Raw genomic sequence first — 15,231 nt, forward strand, 5'->3', positions numbered from 1 at the left:
AGTTGACCGTATTACATGAGTAAGGCCCATTTTGGGTGATTCAAACAAATTAATCGGGGGGTTACGATCTTTACAATGAAGAAAAAATTTGGAGTTAAACATCTAATGATGGTATTTATGGCCTTTACATTATTGTTCGCAACAGTGGGAGTAACGAATCCGGATTCTGCGGATGCAAGACGTGGTGGCGGATTCAAATCCGGTACGAAAAGTTATACCAACACACCTAAGAAGTCAGATTCCAACAGCAACGTGAATCAATCCAATTCCGGTAATAACTCCGGTACTGGTGCAGCTGCAAACCGTGGTGGCGGATTCTTCGGCGGTGGCGGAGGATTCATGAAAGGCATGATGCTTGGTGGTCTTGCTGGTATGATGTTCGGTGGATTGTTCGGTGGCATGGGCGCCTTGGGCAACATCCTTGGATTGCTCGTGAACGTTGCAGCAATCATGTTGATTGTTATGCTGGCTATGGCACTCTTCAGAGCCATCTCCAATCGTCGCAAACCTGCTGCGGATGGCCGTTATGACCGTCGCAACGATCGTGATGATGACCGTAACAGAAACGGACGGTACTAATCTCTATGGTTCTGAGCATGGATGAAATTGTGAATGCAATCTGTATTCATATGGCAGAACGTAAGGGTGTACGTCCAACCGATGTGAACGTAGAACTGAGTTGGGAAGAGGATACAGGTTATTCCGCTGAAGTTTGGATTCAAGGCCGCAGTCAATATCTGGTGGAGTCCAATATGATTGAAGCGATTCTTCGTTACCTGCACAGTGAATACAACATCCGGGCGTACCGTGAGAACGTACGACTTGATCTGGATGAAGAGATCACAGCGATCGTCAATCAATAAAAATCAGGTCAAACACTGACCTGTTATACAAAAGACCGTCTCCGCTCTGTCACCTGACAGAGATGGAAGACGGTCTTTTTGTTTCTGAAGCTGTACTAGGATTGAAGTTTAACCAGACTGTAATTCTTTTTACCTTTACGGATAATGATAAATTTACCGCCAATGGCGTGCTCTGCAGACACCGTGAATTCAAGCTCTGTGATTTTCTCACCATTCATGGAAATCGCACCTTTGGTAACATCCTCACGCGCCTGGCGCTTGGATGGCTCCAGACCCAGATCCACGAGCCAGTCCACGATATTTTTGGCTTCGCCGTCCGTTTCATAAGTTGGCATTTCCTTGAAGCCCTGCTCGATTTCGTCGGCTGTCAGGGAACGGATATCACCACTGAACAGCGCCGCTGTAATGCGCTTAGCCTGTTCGAGCATTTCTTCGCCGTGAACGAATTTTGTCATTTCTTCCGCAAGTGCTTTCTGTGCTTCACGTCTGTGCGGCTCTGTCTCTACCTTTTCGGCCAAAGCTTCAATGTCTTCTTTGCTCAGGAAGGTAAAGTATTTCAAGTATTTGATCACATCACGGTCATCTGTATTCGCCCAGAACTGGTAGAATTCAAATGGTGTCGTTTTGTTCGGATCAAGCCAGATTGCGCCGCCAGCTGTTTTACCAAATTTCGTACCGTCGGATTTGAGCATGAGCGGAATGGTCAGACCATACGCTTTCGATTCGGATCCTTCTTTTTTACGAATCAGATCAAGACCACTCGTGATATTACCCCATTGATCCGAACCGCCGATTTGAAGCTGTACATCTTCATTCTGGAACAGGTGCAGGTAGTCGAGTGATTGAAGGATCTGGTAGGAAAACTCGGTGAACGAGATTCCGCCTTCCAGTCTGCTCGCAACGACATCCTTGGCCAACATCGTATTGAGGTTAAAGTTTTTGCCGTAGTCACGCAAGAATTCAATGACATTGATTTTGTGCGTCCAATCATAGTTGTTCACCATGCGAACCTGATTATCACCGTCTGTTACGAATAACTTCTTCATCTGTGCTGTCAGTGCATCCACGTTCTCCTGCACTTGCTCCAACGTTTGCAGAGAACGCTCTGCCTGACGACCACTTGGATCACCAATCGTGCCTGTAGCCCCACCAATCAGAATAACCGGACGGTGTCCTGCCAATTGAAACCGTTTCAGCATCATGAAAGGAATCAGATGTCCAATGTGCATGCTATCCCCTGTAGGGTCAACTCCACAGTATAATGAGATGGATTTGCTTTCAGTCAGTTCACGCAGTCCCTCTGCATCCGTCTGCTGGTTAATGGCGTCACGCCACTGTAATTCATCAATAATATTCATTCGTATAAACCCCTTTTCTATCCTCAAGATTCAGTCATGATTCACGTTGAATTGCGAAATAACACAATGGATCGGCATTTTTGGACACAAAAAAATCGCCTCCTTGTCTTCATTAGACACAGGGACGATTATCATAACCGTGGTACCACCCAAATTGCATGGACAACACATAACTTTAACACGCTATCCACACCACTTTTAGCAATATATCGTTTGCCCATCCGCTTGGCATTACCCAAGTACTCCAGAGTGTAATTCGCAGCCCTTGTATGTATCAGGTTCCATCAACCCCTGACTTTCTGTAACAGGGACAAAGCCGCTACTGCGCTCTATCAACGTGATTCATGTATTCAATTTATAGCAAGTATAGCCGAACGTTTGAGTCATTGCAAGACCAAGTATGCAAACTTGGAATTGAACAACATAGAACAACTGACGCTTCAATCGGAACCAGGTTATATAGGCATCATGTTCAATTTCCCATGATAATAACCATAGGCTTTCTCCGCAATCTGATCCTCATTATTCCAAAATTGCTCATCCAAGGCATCCAACTGCTGCTCTTGTTCCATTGAGAGTAATTTAGGAATATCCCACAGTTCAGTAAGTCTTTCGTCCTCTTCCAAGTGCTTAATGCAGCCGTATGCTGACGTAATAATGTCTGTCACCTGAGTCGCACCAATGGTCTGTAGTGCTCGCAATGCGTAACGGTATGCCTCTTCTCCCCAGTTGCAGAAAAACTGTATAAAACCACCATTAAAGACATCTGTCTCTAGCAGCCAGAGAGCAGCAATTTCCTGTTCATTTGAAGTTAAGGCTGCCCATCCTTGTCCAGAATCATTCTTTTTTCCAACATATAATACAGCATAGTCATACCACACATCATTGTTATCTTGCTCACTCACGTGACACACCTCACTTTTCTCTATTTCATGCCCTCCAGCTCCTGACGTTTACCCGTCTGATGCCATTGGAAATACGGATCACCGATCTGCTGGAAGGCTTCCTGCACGCCCATGTTCAGATCCGCCATCACTTCATTTGAATAGTTCAAATGCGTCTGTTTGTTATCCACACCATGTCTTTCCATCAACTCTACATGTGTCGCGGTGAAAATAATATCCGCCAGCAACCAGTAGATGACTTCGTCTGAGTGTTTCATCCGCTTCTCCAACGAGACGAGACCACGTTCGTAAATTCGAACAGTATACGTATCTTTTCCGCTCTCTACATAGGGAACACTATCCCATTTTAAGGTCTCGAACAAGCGGTTAACATAGTTTTCCATCTGTTCCCTGCGGAAAGATGTTCGTTCTAACAACTGTAAGAGGATCTCAGCTAATTGATGTTTGCTTAAGATGTTGGACAATGAATACACCTGCCAATCAAATAAAAATGAAAAAGCTGCCCAAGGCAGCCTCTTCTTCCATGCTGTTCAATCAAGTCCCACAAAAAGTCTGGTACGAAGTATTGCACTGTGCTGGCAGTTCAGCATATTCAGCCTGTTCGGGTGAATGTGCAAATGGATCTGAAAGAACAGCCAAAAGCTTCTGCATCACGCTAAGATCTCCGTGATTTTCTGCTCGCTCAAGCGCTTCTTCAACCCGGTGATTACGAGGAATGACGGCTGGATTGCTTGTTCGCATCAACTGCTCAGAGACTTCCTTCGTCCCCTGCTGTCTGTCCAATCTTGCTTGCCAACGTTCATGCCATTCAGAAAATTCTGTCGAGGCATACATTGTTATCCCTTCCAATGTGTCAAAGGTCAACGCCAGGAACGTATTGGTGTAATCTGCACCATGCTTCTCCATGAGTTCAAGGAGATCCTTGATCAGCGCTTCATCTTCGGCTTCTTCGTCCAACAAGCCCAGTTTGGCACGCATCCCCTTGAGCCAGTGCTGATGGTACAATTCAGAAAATTGTGCGATAGCATCCTGCGCAAGTTGCACTGCCTGCTCTTCATCTTCATGCAATAACGGCAGAAGCGTCTCGGCAAATCGAGCCAAATTCCAGCCAGCAATATAAGGTTGATTGCCATATGCATAGCGACCTTGTCTGTCTATGGAGCTAAATACGGTCGCAGGATTGTAAGCATCCATAAAGGCGCATGGACCGTAATCAATGGTCTCGCCACTAATGGCCATGTTATCCGTGTTCATCACACCATGAATGAAACCAACCCGCTGCCATTGGGCAACGAGAGCCGCCTGCCGCTTAATCACTTCCTGAAGGAGCAAAAGATAACGATTTTCGGTTTGAGCAACCTCGGGGAAATGTCGATGCAACGTGTAATCAGCCAACGCTCGAAGATCTTCAATAGACCCCCATCTTGCTGCGTACTGGAAGGTTGCCACCCGGATGTGACTGGAAGCCACACGAGTCAAGATCGCCCCAGGCCGCTCTGTTTCGCGAATAATGTTCTCGCCTGTAGACACCACCGCCAGACTGCGAGTTGTTGGAATACCCAGTGCATACATCGCTTCACTAATGATATATTCGCGTAACATGGGTCCAACGGCAGCTCGTCCGTCTCCACCACGGGAGTAAGGTGTTTTTCCTGAACCTTTCAGCTGGATATCCACTCGCTCGCCCTGTGGCGTAATCTGTTCTCCCAGTAGCAAAGCTCGTCCATCTCCAAGCATGTTGAAATTGCCGAATTGATGGCCTGCGTAGGCCTGCGCTAATGGCTCGGCTCCTTCCGGAATCAGGTTACCCGCAAAGATTTGCGCTCCTTCATCACTGTCAAGAGACTCCACATTTAACCCCAGACTGGATGCAAGCAGTCTATTGAATATAATAAGCTTTGGTGATTCAACAGGTACTGCGCCCTGACTTGTAAAAAAGGGTTGCGGTAACTGTGCATAACTATTGTCCAAATTCCAGCCTTTGTTCGACGTCGCTTGTTGCATGATGCTCACAACTCCTTTTCTGTACCCAAGAATATCCCTCGGTTATATTTTAGCCTTGTGAACCAATGCTCATTTATGTAGTCGCATGGAAATTCAATTTAGGGAACATATAAAATGTTCTTGATGAAACTTTAGCATATTTGCATTCCTTTTGCATTCCTCATGAATATTAACTTGGATGTAGGAACTAATACATTGCAGGTTTGCACAAAAAAATCCAAGTGGTTTCTCTGCCAAGTGGAGTCATTCCCTTTCATTCCACTTCCCAGAAAACCGTCTTGGATCTATTCCATATACGCTATGACATGTATGTTATTACAAGAATTACGTATGTGCTTCCTGAACCTGTACGGGTTGTACAGGCAAGCTTTCTTTTTTGAAGCTGAGATTAAAGAAGACATTGAGCAGGATCGCTGACAGGCTTCCTGTGATAATACCATCGCTAACAATGATGCGAATACTTTGAGGAAGCTGGGCAAAAAGATCGGGTACAGCGGTAACGCCAAGTCCAAGAGAAACGGAGCAAGCCACGATTAACAGATTGGATTGTTTACCGAAGTCGACGTTTTGCAGCATTTTGATCCCGGATGAGACGACCATTCCGAACAGGACAACAGTTGCTCCCCCGAGGACTGCGCTAGGAATAATGGTTGCAAAAGCAGCTACCTTTGGAATGAGTCCCAGAAAGACCAGAATACCTCCGGCTGCAACAACGACATTGGTCGTTTTCACTTTGGAAAGTTGAACCAAACCGACATTCTGTGCAAATGTATTGTATGGAAAAGCATTAAATATGCCGCCCAGGACAAACGCGAGACCTTCTGCGCGATATCCCCGTGCCAGATCTTTCTCGTTAATGGGTTGATCACAGATTTTGCTCAGAGCCATAAATACACCTGTTGATTCGATGATTACGACCGTACCTACAATTATCATTGTAATGATAGGGCCGATTTCGAACGTGGGCCATCCGAAGTAAAAGGGTTGGGGTAGATGGAACCAGGAGGCTTCCTGAACAGCGGAAAAATTCACTTTTCCCATGAAGGCTGCGATGAGGGTGCCCACGATAATACCAAGGAGAACAGCCAGGGATTTAACCAAACCGCGAGCATATCGATTCAGAATTAGAATGAAAAGCAATACGCCAAAAGAAAGGGCCAAATTGTCCAAACTTCCAAAATTCTCGCTGTTTGCTCCCCCCGCCATGTTTTTAATGCCGGTTGGGATTAACGCAAGACCGATGATGGTTACTACTGTACCGATCACAACGGGTGGAAATAATTTGACGATTTTGCTGAAAAACACGGCACAGATGACGATAAATAAACCCGCTGCAATGATCGACCCATATATGGCAGGAATTCCGTACTGCGATCCAATCGCAATCATGGGTGTCACCGCTACAAAAGAACTTCCAAGCACCGCTGGCAAACCTATACCCAGGTACTTCCCTTTCCGAGCCTGAAGCCATGTTGCAATCCCACACGTTAACAGGTCAATGGATACCAGATACGCCAACTGCTCTGCCGTCAGATTTAGCGCTCTGCCCACAAGCAAAGGTACCAAAATTGCTCCCGCATACATCGCAAGTACGTGCTGAATCCCCAGTGAAAATACTCTCATCTTTTTGGTTTCTTTCATCCCACGTTGCCCCCCTGAAATTAGAATCAACCGAACCACTGCAAAATCATGTTATGTTGATTCACATTATATAAACTATTCAGGGAAGTTCCATGATTCATAACATAGAATTGTGATAAGAGATAAAGAGCCCAATAAATATTGGGCGTGTTATACAAAAGGTCTTATCAAACGGTTTATACCGCGTTATATTAGTTAACACAAAAGGTTTGGTTCCAGTTCAGAGGTTTGATGTTAAAACGTTGCTCCATGACCTCTCCGTTCTGATGAACCATCTCTGTGAAAAAGACTTCTTCTCTGTTCATCAGAACAACGGATGAAGCTCTGGTCCCATAGTCGAATTTCTCACTTCTAACGAAGATGGGTGATAACAAACGTTCCCACTCCAATGGAACGCCTGTATGAGGCAGAAGTTCGTCCACTGAAGGATCTGCCATTTGCAGCATACCTAATATTTGTTCAGTGAGAGTACCCTCGTCTACGTTCTCCCCTTGGATGATTTTCTCCAGCCCTTCTTTCCCACGTTTCACCTTGGGCCAATCTGTATTGATCAAGTGATTACTAATCCCGTATATTCCCGGTTTCAACTTCATCACGACATTGCCCACATTCGAATAATAATAGAGGTTCTCCGGGTCACCCACTAACAAATTGTAGCCAGGATAATGATCTCGGTTTTGCTCCGCGCGTTGGATATATTGCTCAGGTGTGGACGTTCCCTTTAAAAAGTCAGCAACCAGATCTCCTCTCGAGCCCTTGGCATGTACCTCTTCATTCGGATCACGATAATTCGTAACAGCAGCCAGACGCCCACCGGTTGTTACGCCCATCCAGGTTCCCATTTTTGACAAGTCTCGCCCTGCCAATATTTGAGGGTAATCTTCCCAATAGTGTGCTTGAGCCGTAGGTCTGTGATAGAATTCATCCCTGTTTGATCCCAAAATAAGCGGATACGTTGGATGCATATTGTAAGCAAATAAAATTAAACACATGGGAATCTTCAACTCCTATAGTCGTCAAACCTATATAATCGCAACTTTATATCACGTAATCAACGACAATGACATCTTCCACCCAACCATCCAAAGAAGCTACAAATGCCTGATGAGCAGGATGTGGACCATAAGCACGCAGTGCGTCCTGATCTGCAAACGTCACTCTCAATCCAATCGTATAACCTTGAATACGGTCCGTTTCTTCCGTGACATTAATCCCTGCGGTCAACGCGACAATCCCCGGGATTTGTTCCTGTAACGCAAGCAATTGATCCACCCATTCCTGCTGTTTGGCTAGCGTGGTTTTATCGTTAAATTTAAAAACAACCAAATGATCAATCATATTGTCATTTCTCCTCCGTCCATTCGAATAATAATTCCATTTCGTTAAGTTAATTCAACAATTCCAATCCGCCCATCATATAGGGGACAACTCGCTGGGCCAAGTCATTAGGAGATTCCTGTCTTCCATCCATATTCCATCGATACGTCATTCCATAGATCGACCAGCTTAGCATGGTTGCAGTTATTTTCATTGTTTTGGGATCTACTCCCTTTGCCACTTTACTCATTAATTCAAGTAGAAATTGTTCCAGCTGTGTCTTAATATTTTCTTCAATTATCGGTGCAACTGTCTCATATTTCTTGATGCAGTTATTGCTTGAGACGTGATAATCACACAATGAAAATATAAGTTGCTGTATCGTTTCCGCTGATAAACGGGCATCCGGGTCTACCCTTTTCGTTACATATTCCATAAAAGCATCCGATAACAAGGCTTCAAGCAGGGCATATTTATCCTGAAAATGGGCGTAAAAAGTGGCTCTGTTAATTGTGGCTTGTTCCGTAATATTTTGAATCGTAATACTGTTGAAATTTTTGAGATTCAATTGGTTTAAAAACGCATCCAGGATTAATTGCCGAGTGCGAATGGCACGCGGATCGTTCGAGTTTGGAGACAATACACCAGACATGTCCCAATCCTCCTTTGTACACAACATATTTGGTCAGACTCCTTCATTATAGATAAGTGCTATTGGTTCAACAAGTGAAAGTAAGTGCAATGACACCATACAATAATCCGTGTCTTTCGCTTAAGCAACAAAACATTCAAACTGTTGGTTGAGTAGGCTTGTAGGAATTGTTAACATTGCAATCGTACCCACTGAGAGGTACAACATAATGGAGGTGCATACTTTGAGTAATCCACAATATAACATTATTTCTACAGAGCGTTTGTTTCAACCATACAACGTTGCAAAGCTAACCCTGTCCTCGCGCATCGTCATGTCTCCCATGGCACGCGCCTTCTCCCCGGATGGTGTCCCTGGCCCCGATGTAGCCGCATATTACCGTCGGCGTGCCGAGCATGGTGTTGGACTCATTATTACCGAAGGTGCGACCATTGAGCATCCATCTGCATCCAGTGAACCTAGAATCCCTCATATGTACGGAGCAGCAGCTCTACAAGGCTGGTCTGAAGTGGTCGAACAAGTTCATGATGCTGGCGGCAAAATCTTTCCTCAGATTTTACACATGGGAATCGTTCGTCCTTCAGGATCTAACCCACACCCGGAAGCTGTATCACTCAGTCCATCGGGATTGGATATGGAAGGTACACAAGTAGGTGCGTCCATGACGGAGGCAGAGATCGCGACGGTGATTCAAGCTTATGCTGATGCAGCCGCTAATGCGCAACGCATCGGTTTTGACGGAGTTGAGCTTCACGGTGCACACGGATTTCTGATCGATCAGTTTTTCTGGAAAACGACGAATAGAAGGACGGATCGCTACGGTGGTGACCTTCGGAAACGAACTCAATTTGCGATAGAACTTGTCATGGCAGTTCGTGCTGCGGTGGGTCCTGATTTCCCTATTGCAATGCGTATTTCCCAATGGAAGATGAATGATTATCAAGCCCGACTGTTCGACACACCCGAACAACTGGAACAATTCCTTAGCTTGTTAGTTGACGCGGGTGTAGATATCTTCCACTGCTCGACACGACGCTTCTGGGAGCCCGAGTTTGAAGGATCCGATCTTGGATTTGCAGGGTGGGTACGGAAGCTAAGTGGTCAAACCACGATAACCGTCGGTTCTGTAGGTATGGCAGGTGATCCTGAAGCAGAAGGCAATGAAATAAAACATCCGGGGATGAGCGAACTCATGAAGCGGTATGAGCAACAGGAATTTGACCTGGTTGCAGTGGGACGTGCACTTCTTGGCGATCCGGCATGGGCTGTCAAAATACGCGAAGATCGCGTATCTGAGATTCAGGCTTTTACACCTGAAGCACTGACCACGCTATACTAAGAACAATGACTTATTATTCCAGACATTTTTTCCCCATATATGTAGGTTTGAACCCATGAATCAACTATACTATGCAAAGGGCTCGCTTTCCCTCCGGGATCGCGGGTATTTTGTTTTTGAGATATCTGTACGATCAATACCTCGAGCAATAGCAATATCGTTCAAGAAAATTCCTTCTTTGCAACCTATAATGACCTTAACTTACCAGAAAGAAGGTGCATCATGACTCGGGAAGTGCGAACTGTGGTATTTGATACCGACTTACAGCTAGAAGCTTATCAGTTTGAAGGCATTATGCAGAAGTTCCCCAATCACTTTCATGACTATTACGTCATTGGATTTATTGAGCAAGGCAAGCGTCACCTCGTCTGTAACAATGAAGAATACATTTTGAATAGCGGAGACATGATTGTCTTTAATCCACATGACCCTCATGCCTGCGAACAGGTCGATGGCAGAACGCTCGATTATCGCTGTATCAACGTCCAGCCTGAGGTGATGCGGGAGTATGCAAGAGAGATTACCGGACAAGCTTACTTGCCACGGTTTACATCCCCCGTTCTCTACCAAAGTGAACTTGTTGGTTCTCTGCACGAGCTGCATCAGATGATTTTGGAGGAGCAATCGGATTTCTGCAAAGAAGAACGGTTACTTTTTCTGCTGGATCAATTGATGCGAGATTATTCAGATGCCGAACCGCCTGTTTCCACTCAGGATGTTACTATAGAGATCAGACGCATATGTGAGTACATCGAATCTCATTACATGGAGAGCATTTCATTAAACGAGTTAGCCGAATTTACGGAGATGAGCAAATATCACCTGCTGCGTTTGTTCACTCGCCAGAAAGGCATATCACCCTACCGCTACCTGGAGACAATTCGTATTAACCATGCCAAACGGTTCCTGGAACAAGGTCAGCTTCCGATTGAAGTTGCCGCACAGACAGGATTTAGCGACCAGAGCCACTTCACGAATTTTTTCAAAAAACTGATTGGCCTGACGCCCAAGCAATATAGACGTATCTTCAATCATGATACCGAGCCGAAACGAACCACCCATCACATCGTATGACGAATCGTTATAACACCAAGCTCTCTACCGGACATTTACTCGCTTTGTTTACCATATTGATCTGGGGCACTACCTTTGTCTCGACGAAGGTTCTGCTGATTGACTTTACCCCAGTGGAAATTTTGTTCTTCCGCTTCCTGATCGGATATTTGGTACTCGTGTTGATCTATCCGCGTTCTCTGCGGACCTCTTCATTCAGGGAAGAATGCTTATTTATCGGAGCAGGCATATGTGGAGTGACTCTATATTTTCTCATTGAAAATATTGCGCTGCTGTACACAACCGCTTCCAACGTGGGTGTTATTGTCTCCATTGCTCCATTCTTCACTGCCGTACTTGCACATTTCTTCCTGGATGGTGAGAAGTTAACACGCCGCTTTCTTATCGGATTTGGTATTGCCTTGAGTGGCATCCTACTCATCGCACTGAATGGCAATCTCGTGCTGCATCTGAATCCGGTAGGTGATCTGCTTGCTGTTATAGCACCTGCGGTATGGGCGATTTATTCTGTATTCATGCGTAAAATTGGCCAGCTTGGCTTCCACACCATTGGTGCGACCCGCAAAGTATTTTTCTATGGCCTGATCTTCATGCTGCCAGCTCTTTTCCTGTTCGAATTCCATTGGGAACTCGGGCGCTTCACAAGTGTGACCAATCTTTCTAATCTTCTCTACCTCGGTCTGGGTGCCTCCGCGTTGTGTTTCGTGACCTGGAACCGGGCTGTGAATCTTCTCGGAGCTATGCAAACGAGTGTATATATCTATCTGGTGCCTGTCATTACTGTCGTGTCGTCTGCGCTCGTTCTTCGGGAACAGATCACCTGGGTGATTGTAATTGGTGCGTTCTTAACACTATTCGGCTCTTACATTTCAGAGCGCAAAGCACACAAGCTTAACAACAAAAACACTAATCCTCTGAGAGGTTAGTGTTTGCTTTAGTTTTCTATTCATTTTTCACTTCATTTTTTACTTCATTTTATCTCATTCAATTGAGACAGCAGAATCTCCAGTTCCTCTTGCTCCAGGTGACGCCATTGCCCCCGCTCCAGTTGATCCAGTGTAATGTTCATAATTCGCACACGCTCCAGCTTCAATACGCGATAACCCAAGGCTTTGCACATTCGCCGAATCTGCAGATTGAGACCCTGTGTCAATATAATTCGAAATACATTTTCACTCTGCCTATGCACTTCGCAGGGCTTGGTCACCACGTTCAGAATTTCAACACCTTCAGACATGCACTTTACAAATTCATCGGTTACAGGTTTATCTACAGTCACTACATATTCTTTATCATGATTGTGCTCCGAACGCATCATCTTGTTCACAATGTATCCATCATTCGTAAGCAAAATCAACCCCTCAGATGCCTTATCCAGCCTGCCTACCGCAAATATGCGAGAAGGATAATTCATATATTGAATGATGTTGCCCTCCACATGTTCTGCTGCTGTGCAGACAATACCGATCGGTTTATTCAGAGCAATGTAGACAGGTTCACTGTCATTACGAGGAATCTCCTTGCCATCAATGAGTACCACATCATGAGGTTCAACATTCGCCCCTTTTTCACATACCCTGCCATTGATCGTTATGCGTCCGGCTGCAATTAAACGGTTCGTTTCCCTGCGGGAGCAGAATCCCGTTTCACTTATGTATTTGTTAATTAACATGTGTCACCGCTTCTCATCTGTAATCTATCTGCTGGTCTTTAATTAATGCTGCGTTCATTTACTCCTTCATGAGTTAGTACCTTGTACTGATTCTCATTTCACATCATCTCATTTATACTGAAATGAAGCAATGAATGCTTATATGAAAACATATAGAACAGTACATAGGAAAGCCAACATACACACGGAAGGGAGTTTCACATGTACAACGTTACTCGATTTACAGTTGACCCCGATGATCCAAACCAAGACTCTGGCATGTGGATTGGTGGAGAGATTGCATACGTTGCAGACTGGCCGCTCAACCCTGAGGGGCAACCGTTAATGCATCTGTTCTCCATCAATTGCAACACACTTTCGCAACAGGTTCCTATACCTTCTTTACCACAAGATAAATATATCTCGGTCTTCTCGACTTACTCCGCTTCCGAATACTTTCTGGACCAGGTAACCTATACGGGGGATGAGCTGGAATGGAACGAGAATATTCTCGCCGGATGCACTTATGTCTCGGTATCTTCGCATCCACTTGCTTCCGTATGTCCCGTGCCACCCGTTCCGTTAAGCGGCGTACGTTTGATTGAAATGGAGTTAGACGATCAGGAATTCCCTGCATTTTCATTCTTCTCTCCCACTTTACCAAACGGTGTGAACGGAATTGACCACCTGCTAGAGGAATATCAACTGGTGTGTCAGATATATTCCGGAGATTTTCCTGAACCATATCGGGATATATTGGGTCTTCCTGATGCTAACGGTTATTTGTTTTTGCGAAAGGGTCCAGCATCTGCTCATGCACCATTCGATGGAATTTTCTTTGTACAGACTGCTTAATGGTGACACGTGTGTCAGGTCCATCATATGGAACGGCTAGTCAGAACGTTTCCTGTCTACTTAGACAGGGGGCGTTTTTTTGATATTCGCACGGTTTACTATCCTCCTTCAATACAAGTGACAACACTGTTATATGGTCATGTACCTTGATCGAATCTATCCTTTCGACACGAAATCGTTTTAGAAAAAAATAAACTCGAGAAATATCTCTAACCATCAAAATTTAACATTATTTTACAATAAAAAGCATGTACATTTGGACAATTATGGTTTAAGTTATATATGAAATAAACATTAATTACATAATATAAAATTTTTATCCAAATAGGAGGTAAACTTTTGAAGAGAATATTCGCTCTTAGCTGCGGCTTTTATCTGTTAATCGGCATAACCAGCGTTGTGCTTGGTGCCCTTCTCCCTGTTTTATTGTCATATTATGATCGCGGTTACAGTGATGGCGGTTTTTTGTTATTTCTGCAGTTTCTTGGATTTCTTGTCGGTGTACTTGTAGCTCCTGCCCTGACAGCCCGTATCGGAAGAAAAGCGATGCTGACCCTTTCCTTGATCTGTATTGTGGTTGCTTATGTTGTTCTCGGATTTTTGCCATCATGGACAAGCGTTCTTCTACTTACTATTCTCATAGGCTTTGGCTCTGGCATCATTGAGCCTTCCGTTGGAGCATTCACGATCGAATTCACTGAGAATCAGAAGGCAGTCGCCATGTCCAAGCTGGATGTCTTCTTTGCACTTGGGGCACTGCTCATCCCGGCTGTCGCTGCTTTATTTATCTGGATGGATCTATGGCATCTTACGTTCTATATCGTGGCCGTGTTGTCACTGGTTCTCATGCTGCTGTGGATTACCATGCCCCGTCCAGCCGCACGGTATCTGGAACAGGCTGGCGAGAATACAGTGGCACATGCAGCTGGTAAAGCCCGATATTCGAGAAAACAGTTGGGACTACTAACGATTTTCGTTATCTTCTTTTTCATCTACATGGGACTCGAACTGGGATTAATGAACTTTCTGCCTTCCATTCTCGTAGAACGATTGCAGCTTCAGGAATCTGTCGCATCACTGAGTGTCTCCATCCTGTGGATTGCAATGATCATCGGTCGTCTTTTCTCGGGAAAAATTGCGGAAGCAGTCAACTATATGCCTTTCCTGATCTGGAGTACGGTCGGCACGCTTATGTTCGCAATCGCTATGGTATTTGTAACTGGACAGTGGGCAACGTACGTGCTGATCTTCGGGACCGGTTTGTTCATGTCAGGGCTGTTCTGTATTGCACTCGTCTATGCAAATGTTCTGATTCCCGGCATGACCGAACGCACAACCAGTATCCTGATCGCATCGGGTGGTATTGGAGGTGCCGTCCTACAGTATGTGACTGGATGGAGTATGAGTACCTGGCCTGTTGTGAATACAATCTGGATCTTGTCCGGATTCTGTCTGATCCTTCTTCTCACATTGATGGTCTCTCATCTATGGACTGTAAAAAACAATGTAGTACGTGCTGCTCTCGCACAACATCGTAAGGAAATGTAAACTTCATGACTTAAGGGAGGTGAT

The 15,231-nt window shown here is 45.0% G+C and carries 16 protein-coding genes and 1 other annotated feature; of the genes, 7 read left to right on the plus strand and 9 right to left on the minus strand.

Annotated elements, in window-relative coordinates:
• Window positions 1–75: 75 nt before the first annotated feature.
• Window positions 76–579 carry a hypothetical protein gene (locus tag ACTHPG_RS12295; protein WP_440389604.1) on the plus strand — a complete coding sequence of 168 codons (504 nt, stop codon included), beginning with the start codon at window positions 76–78 and terminating at the stop codon, window positions 577–579.
• A 5-nt stretch (window positions 580–584) separates the two neighbouring features.
• Window positions 585–863, plus strand: a complete 279-nt coding sequence (locus ACTHPG_RS12300; protein ID WP_017687903.1) for a YxcD family protein — start codon at window positions 585–587, stop codon at window positions 861–863.
• A gap of 95 nt (window positions 864–958) precedes the next feature.
• Here ACTHPG_RS12300 and tyrS read toward each other — a convergent pair whose 3' ends face one another.
• From tyrS to ACTHPG_RS12340, 8 genes are all read right to left on the minus strand, one after another.
• On the minus strand, window positions 959–2,221 hold the full coding sequence (gene tyrS / locus ACTHPG_RS12305) for a tyrosine--tRNA ligase (RefSeq protein ID WP_440389605.1): 1,263 nt from the start codon (window positions 2,219–2,221) through the stop codon (window positions 959–961).
• Window positions 2,222–2,338: 117 nt separating this feature from the next.
• Window positions 2,339–2,566, minus strand: a binding site (T-box leader).
• Between the two features lie 110 nt (window positions 2,567–2,676).
• On the minus strand, window positions 2,677–3,126 hold the full coding sequence (locus ACTHPG_RS12310) for a DMP19 family protein (RefSeq protein ID WP_440389607.1): 450 nt from the start codon (window positions 3,124–3,126) through the stop codon (window positions 2,677–2,679).
• Window positions 3,127–3,146: 20 nt separating this feature from the next.
• Window positions 3,147–3,590, minus strand: a complete 444-nt coding sequence (locus tag ACTHPG_RS12315; protein WP_440389608.1) for an Imm63 family immunity protein — start codon at window positions 3,588–3,590, stop codon at window positions 3,147–3,149.
• A gap of 70 nt (window positions 3,591–3,660) precedes the next feature.
• Window positions 3,661–5,130 (minus strand): protein adenylyltransferase SelO, encoded by a 1,470-nt coding sequence (locus ACTHPG_RS12320; protein ID WP_440389609.1) that lies wholly within the window; start codon window positions 5,128–5,130, stop codon window positions 3,661–3,663.
• A gap of 324 nt (window positions 5,131–5,454) precedes the next feature.
• Complete coding sequence (locus ACTHPG_RS12325) at window positions 5,455–6,771, minus strand: nucleobase:cation symporter-2 family protein (protein WP_440389610.1); 1,317 nt, start codon at window positions 6,769–6,771, stop codon at window positions 5,455–5,457.
• A 191-nt stretch (window positions 6,772–6,962) separates the two neighbouring features.
• On the minus strand, window positions 6,963–7,763 hold the full coding sequence (locus tag ACTHPG_RS12330) for an NRDE family protein (protein ID WP_440389611.1): 801 nt from the start codon (window positions 7,761–7,763) through the stop codon (window positions 6,963–6,965).
• A gap of 46 nt (window positions 7,764–7,809) precedes the next feature.
• On the minus strand, window positions 7,810–8,109 hold the full coding sequence (locus tag ACTHPG_RS12335) for a Dabb family protein (RefSeq protein ID WP_440389613.1): 300 nt from the start codon (window positions 8,107–8,109) through the stop codon (window positions 7,810–7,812).
• 49 nt (window positions 8,110–8,158) lie between these two features.
• The gene (locus ACTHPG_RS12340; protein ID WP_440389614.1) at window positions 8,159–8,740 is read right to left on the minus strand and encodes a TetR/AcrR family transcriptional regulator; all 582 of its coding nucleotides are present in this window, start codon (window positions 8,738–8,740) and stop codon (window positions 8,159–8,161) included.
• A gap of 223 nt (window positions 8,741–8,963) precedes the next feature.
• Here ACTHPG_RS12340 and ACTHPG_RS12345 point away from each other — a divergent pair, with 223 nt between their 5' ends.
• From ACTHPG_RS12345 to ACTHPG_RS12355, 3 genes are all read left to right on the plus strand, one after another.
• The gene (locus ACTHPG_RS12345; RefSeq protein ID WP_440389615.1) at window positions 8,964–10,079 is read left to right on the plus strand and encodes an NADH:flavin oxidoreductase; all 1,116 of its coding nucleotides are present in this window, start codon (window positions 8,964–8,966) and stop codon (window positions 10,077–10,079) included.
• A 222-nt stretch (window positions 10,080–10,301) separates the two neighbouring features.
• Window positions 10,302–11,153: an AraC family ligand binding domain-containing protein gene (locus ACTHPG_RS12350; protein WP_440389617.1), complete on the plus strand. Its 852-nt coding sequence runs from the start codon at window positions 10,302–10,304 to the stop codon at window positions 11,151–11,153.
• The gene (locus ACTHPG_RS12355; RefSeq protein ID WP_440389619.1) at window positions 11,150–12,079 is read left to right on the plus strand and encodes a DMT family transporter; all 930 of its coding nucleotides are present in this window, start codon (window positions 11,150–11,152) and stop codon (window positions 12,077–12,079) included. The genes ACTHPG_RS12350 and ACTHPG_RS12355 overlap by 4 nt, the downstream gene beginning before the upstream one ends.
• Window positions 12,080–12,123: 44 nt before the next feature.
• Here ACTHPG_RS12355 and ACTHPG_RS12360 read toward each other — a convergent pair whose 3' ends face one another.
• Window positions 12,124–12,825, minus strand: a complete 702-nt coding sequence (locus tag ACTHPG_RS12360; RefSeq protein WP_440389621.1) for a pseudouridine synthase — start codon at window positions 12,823–12,825, stop codon at window positions 12,124–12,126.
• Between the two features lie 201 nt (window positions 12,826–13,026).
• Between ACTHPG_RS12360 and ACTHPG_RS12365 the strand changes: the two genes are divergently transcribed.
• Entirely contained in the window at window positions 13,027–13,659 is a 633-nt protein-coding gene (locus ACTHPG_RS12365) for a hypothetical protein (RefSeq protein ID WP_440389623.1), read from the plus strand.
• A gap of 339 nt (window positions 13,660–13,998) precedes the next feature.
• Complete coding sequence (locus tag ACTHPG_RS12370) at window positions 13,999–15,207, plus strand: MFS transporter (RefSeq protein WP_440389624.1); 1,209 nt, start codon at window positions 13,999–14,001, stop codon at window positions 15,205–15,207.
• Window positions 15,208–15,231: the final 24 nt, after the last annotated feature.

It is taken from the genome of Paenibacillus sp. SAF-068, from assembly GCF_051967555.1.
Taxonomy (GTDB): domain Bacteria; phylum Bacillota; class Bacilli; order Paenibacillales; family Paenibacillaceae; genus Paenibacillus.

Bases quoted from the DNA above. Each gene is read 5' to 3' on its own strand.
- ACTHPG_RS12355 (WP_440389619.1), top strand. From the start codon at position 11,150: ATGACGAATCGTTATAACACCAAGCTCTCTACCGGACATTTACTCGCT.
- ACTHPG_RS12325 (WP_440389610.1), bottom strand. From the start codon at position 6,771: ATGAAAGAAACCAAAAAGATGAGAGTATTTTCACTGGGGATTCAGCAC.
- ACTHPG_RS12335 (WP_440389613.1), bottom strand. From the start codon at position 8,109: ATGATTGATCATTTGGTTGTTTTTAAATTTAACGATAAAACCACGCTA.
- ACTHPG_RS12340 (WP_440389614.1), bottom strand. From the start codon at position 8,740: ATGTCTGGTGTATTGTCTCCAAACTCGAACGATCCGCGTGCCATTCGC.
- ACTHPG_RS12320 (WP_440389609.1), bottom strand. From the start codon at position 5,130: ATGCAACAAGCGACGTCGAACAAAGGCTGGAATTTGGACAATAGTTAT.
- ACTHPG_RS12300 (WP_017687903.1), top strand. From the start codon at position 585: ATGGTTCTGAGCATGGATGAAATTGTGAATGCAATCTGTATTCATATG.
- ACTHPG_RS12365 (WP_440389623.1), top strand. From the start codon at position 13,027: ATGTACAACGTTACTCGATTTACAGTTGACCCCGATGATCCAAACCAA.
- ACTHPG_RS12350 (WP_440389617.1), top strand. From the start codon at position 10,302: ATGACTCGGGAAGTGCGAACTGTGGTATTTGATACCGACTTACAGCTA.
- ACTHPG_RS12330 (WP_440389611.1), bottom strand. From the start codon at position 7,763: ATGTGTTTAATTTTATTTGCTTACAATATGCATCCAACGTATCCGCTT.
- ACTHPG_RS12360 (WP_440389621.1), bottom strand. From the start codon at position 12,825: ATGTTAATTAACAAATACATAAGTGAAACGGGATTCTGCTCCCGCAGG.
- ACTHPG_RS12295 (WP_440389604.1), top strand. From the start codon at position 76: ATGAAGAAAAAATTTGGAGTTAAACATCTAATGATGGTATTTATGGCC.
- tyrS (WP_440389605.1), bottom strand. From the start codon at position 2,221: ATGAATATTATTGATGAATTACAGTGGCGTGACGCCATTAACCAGCAG.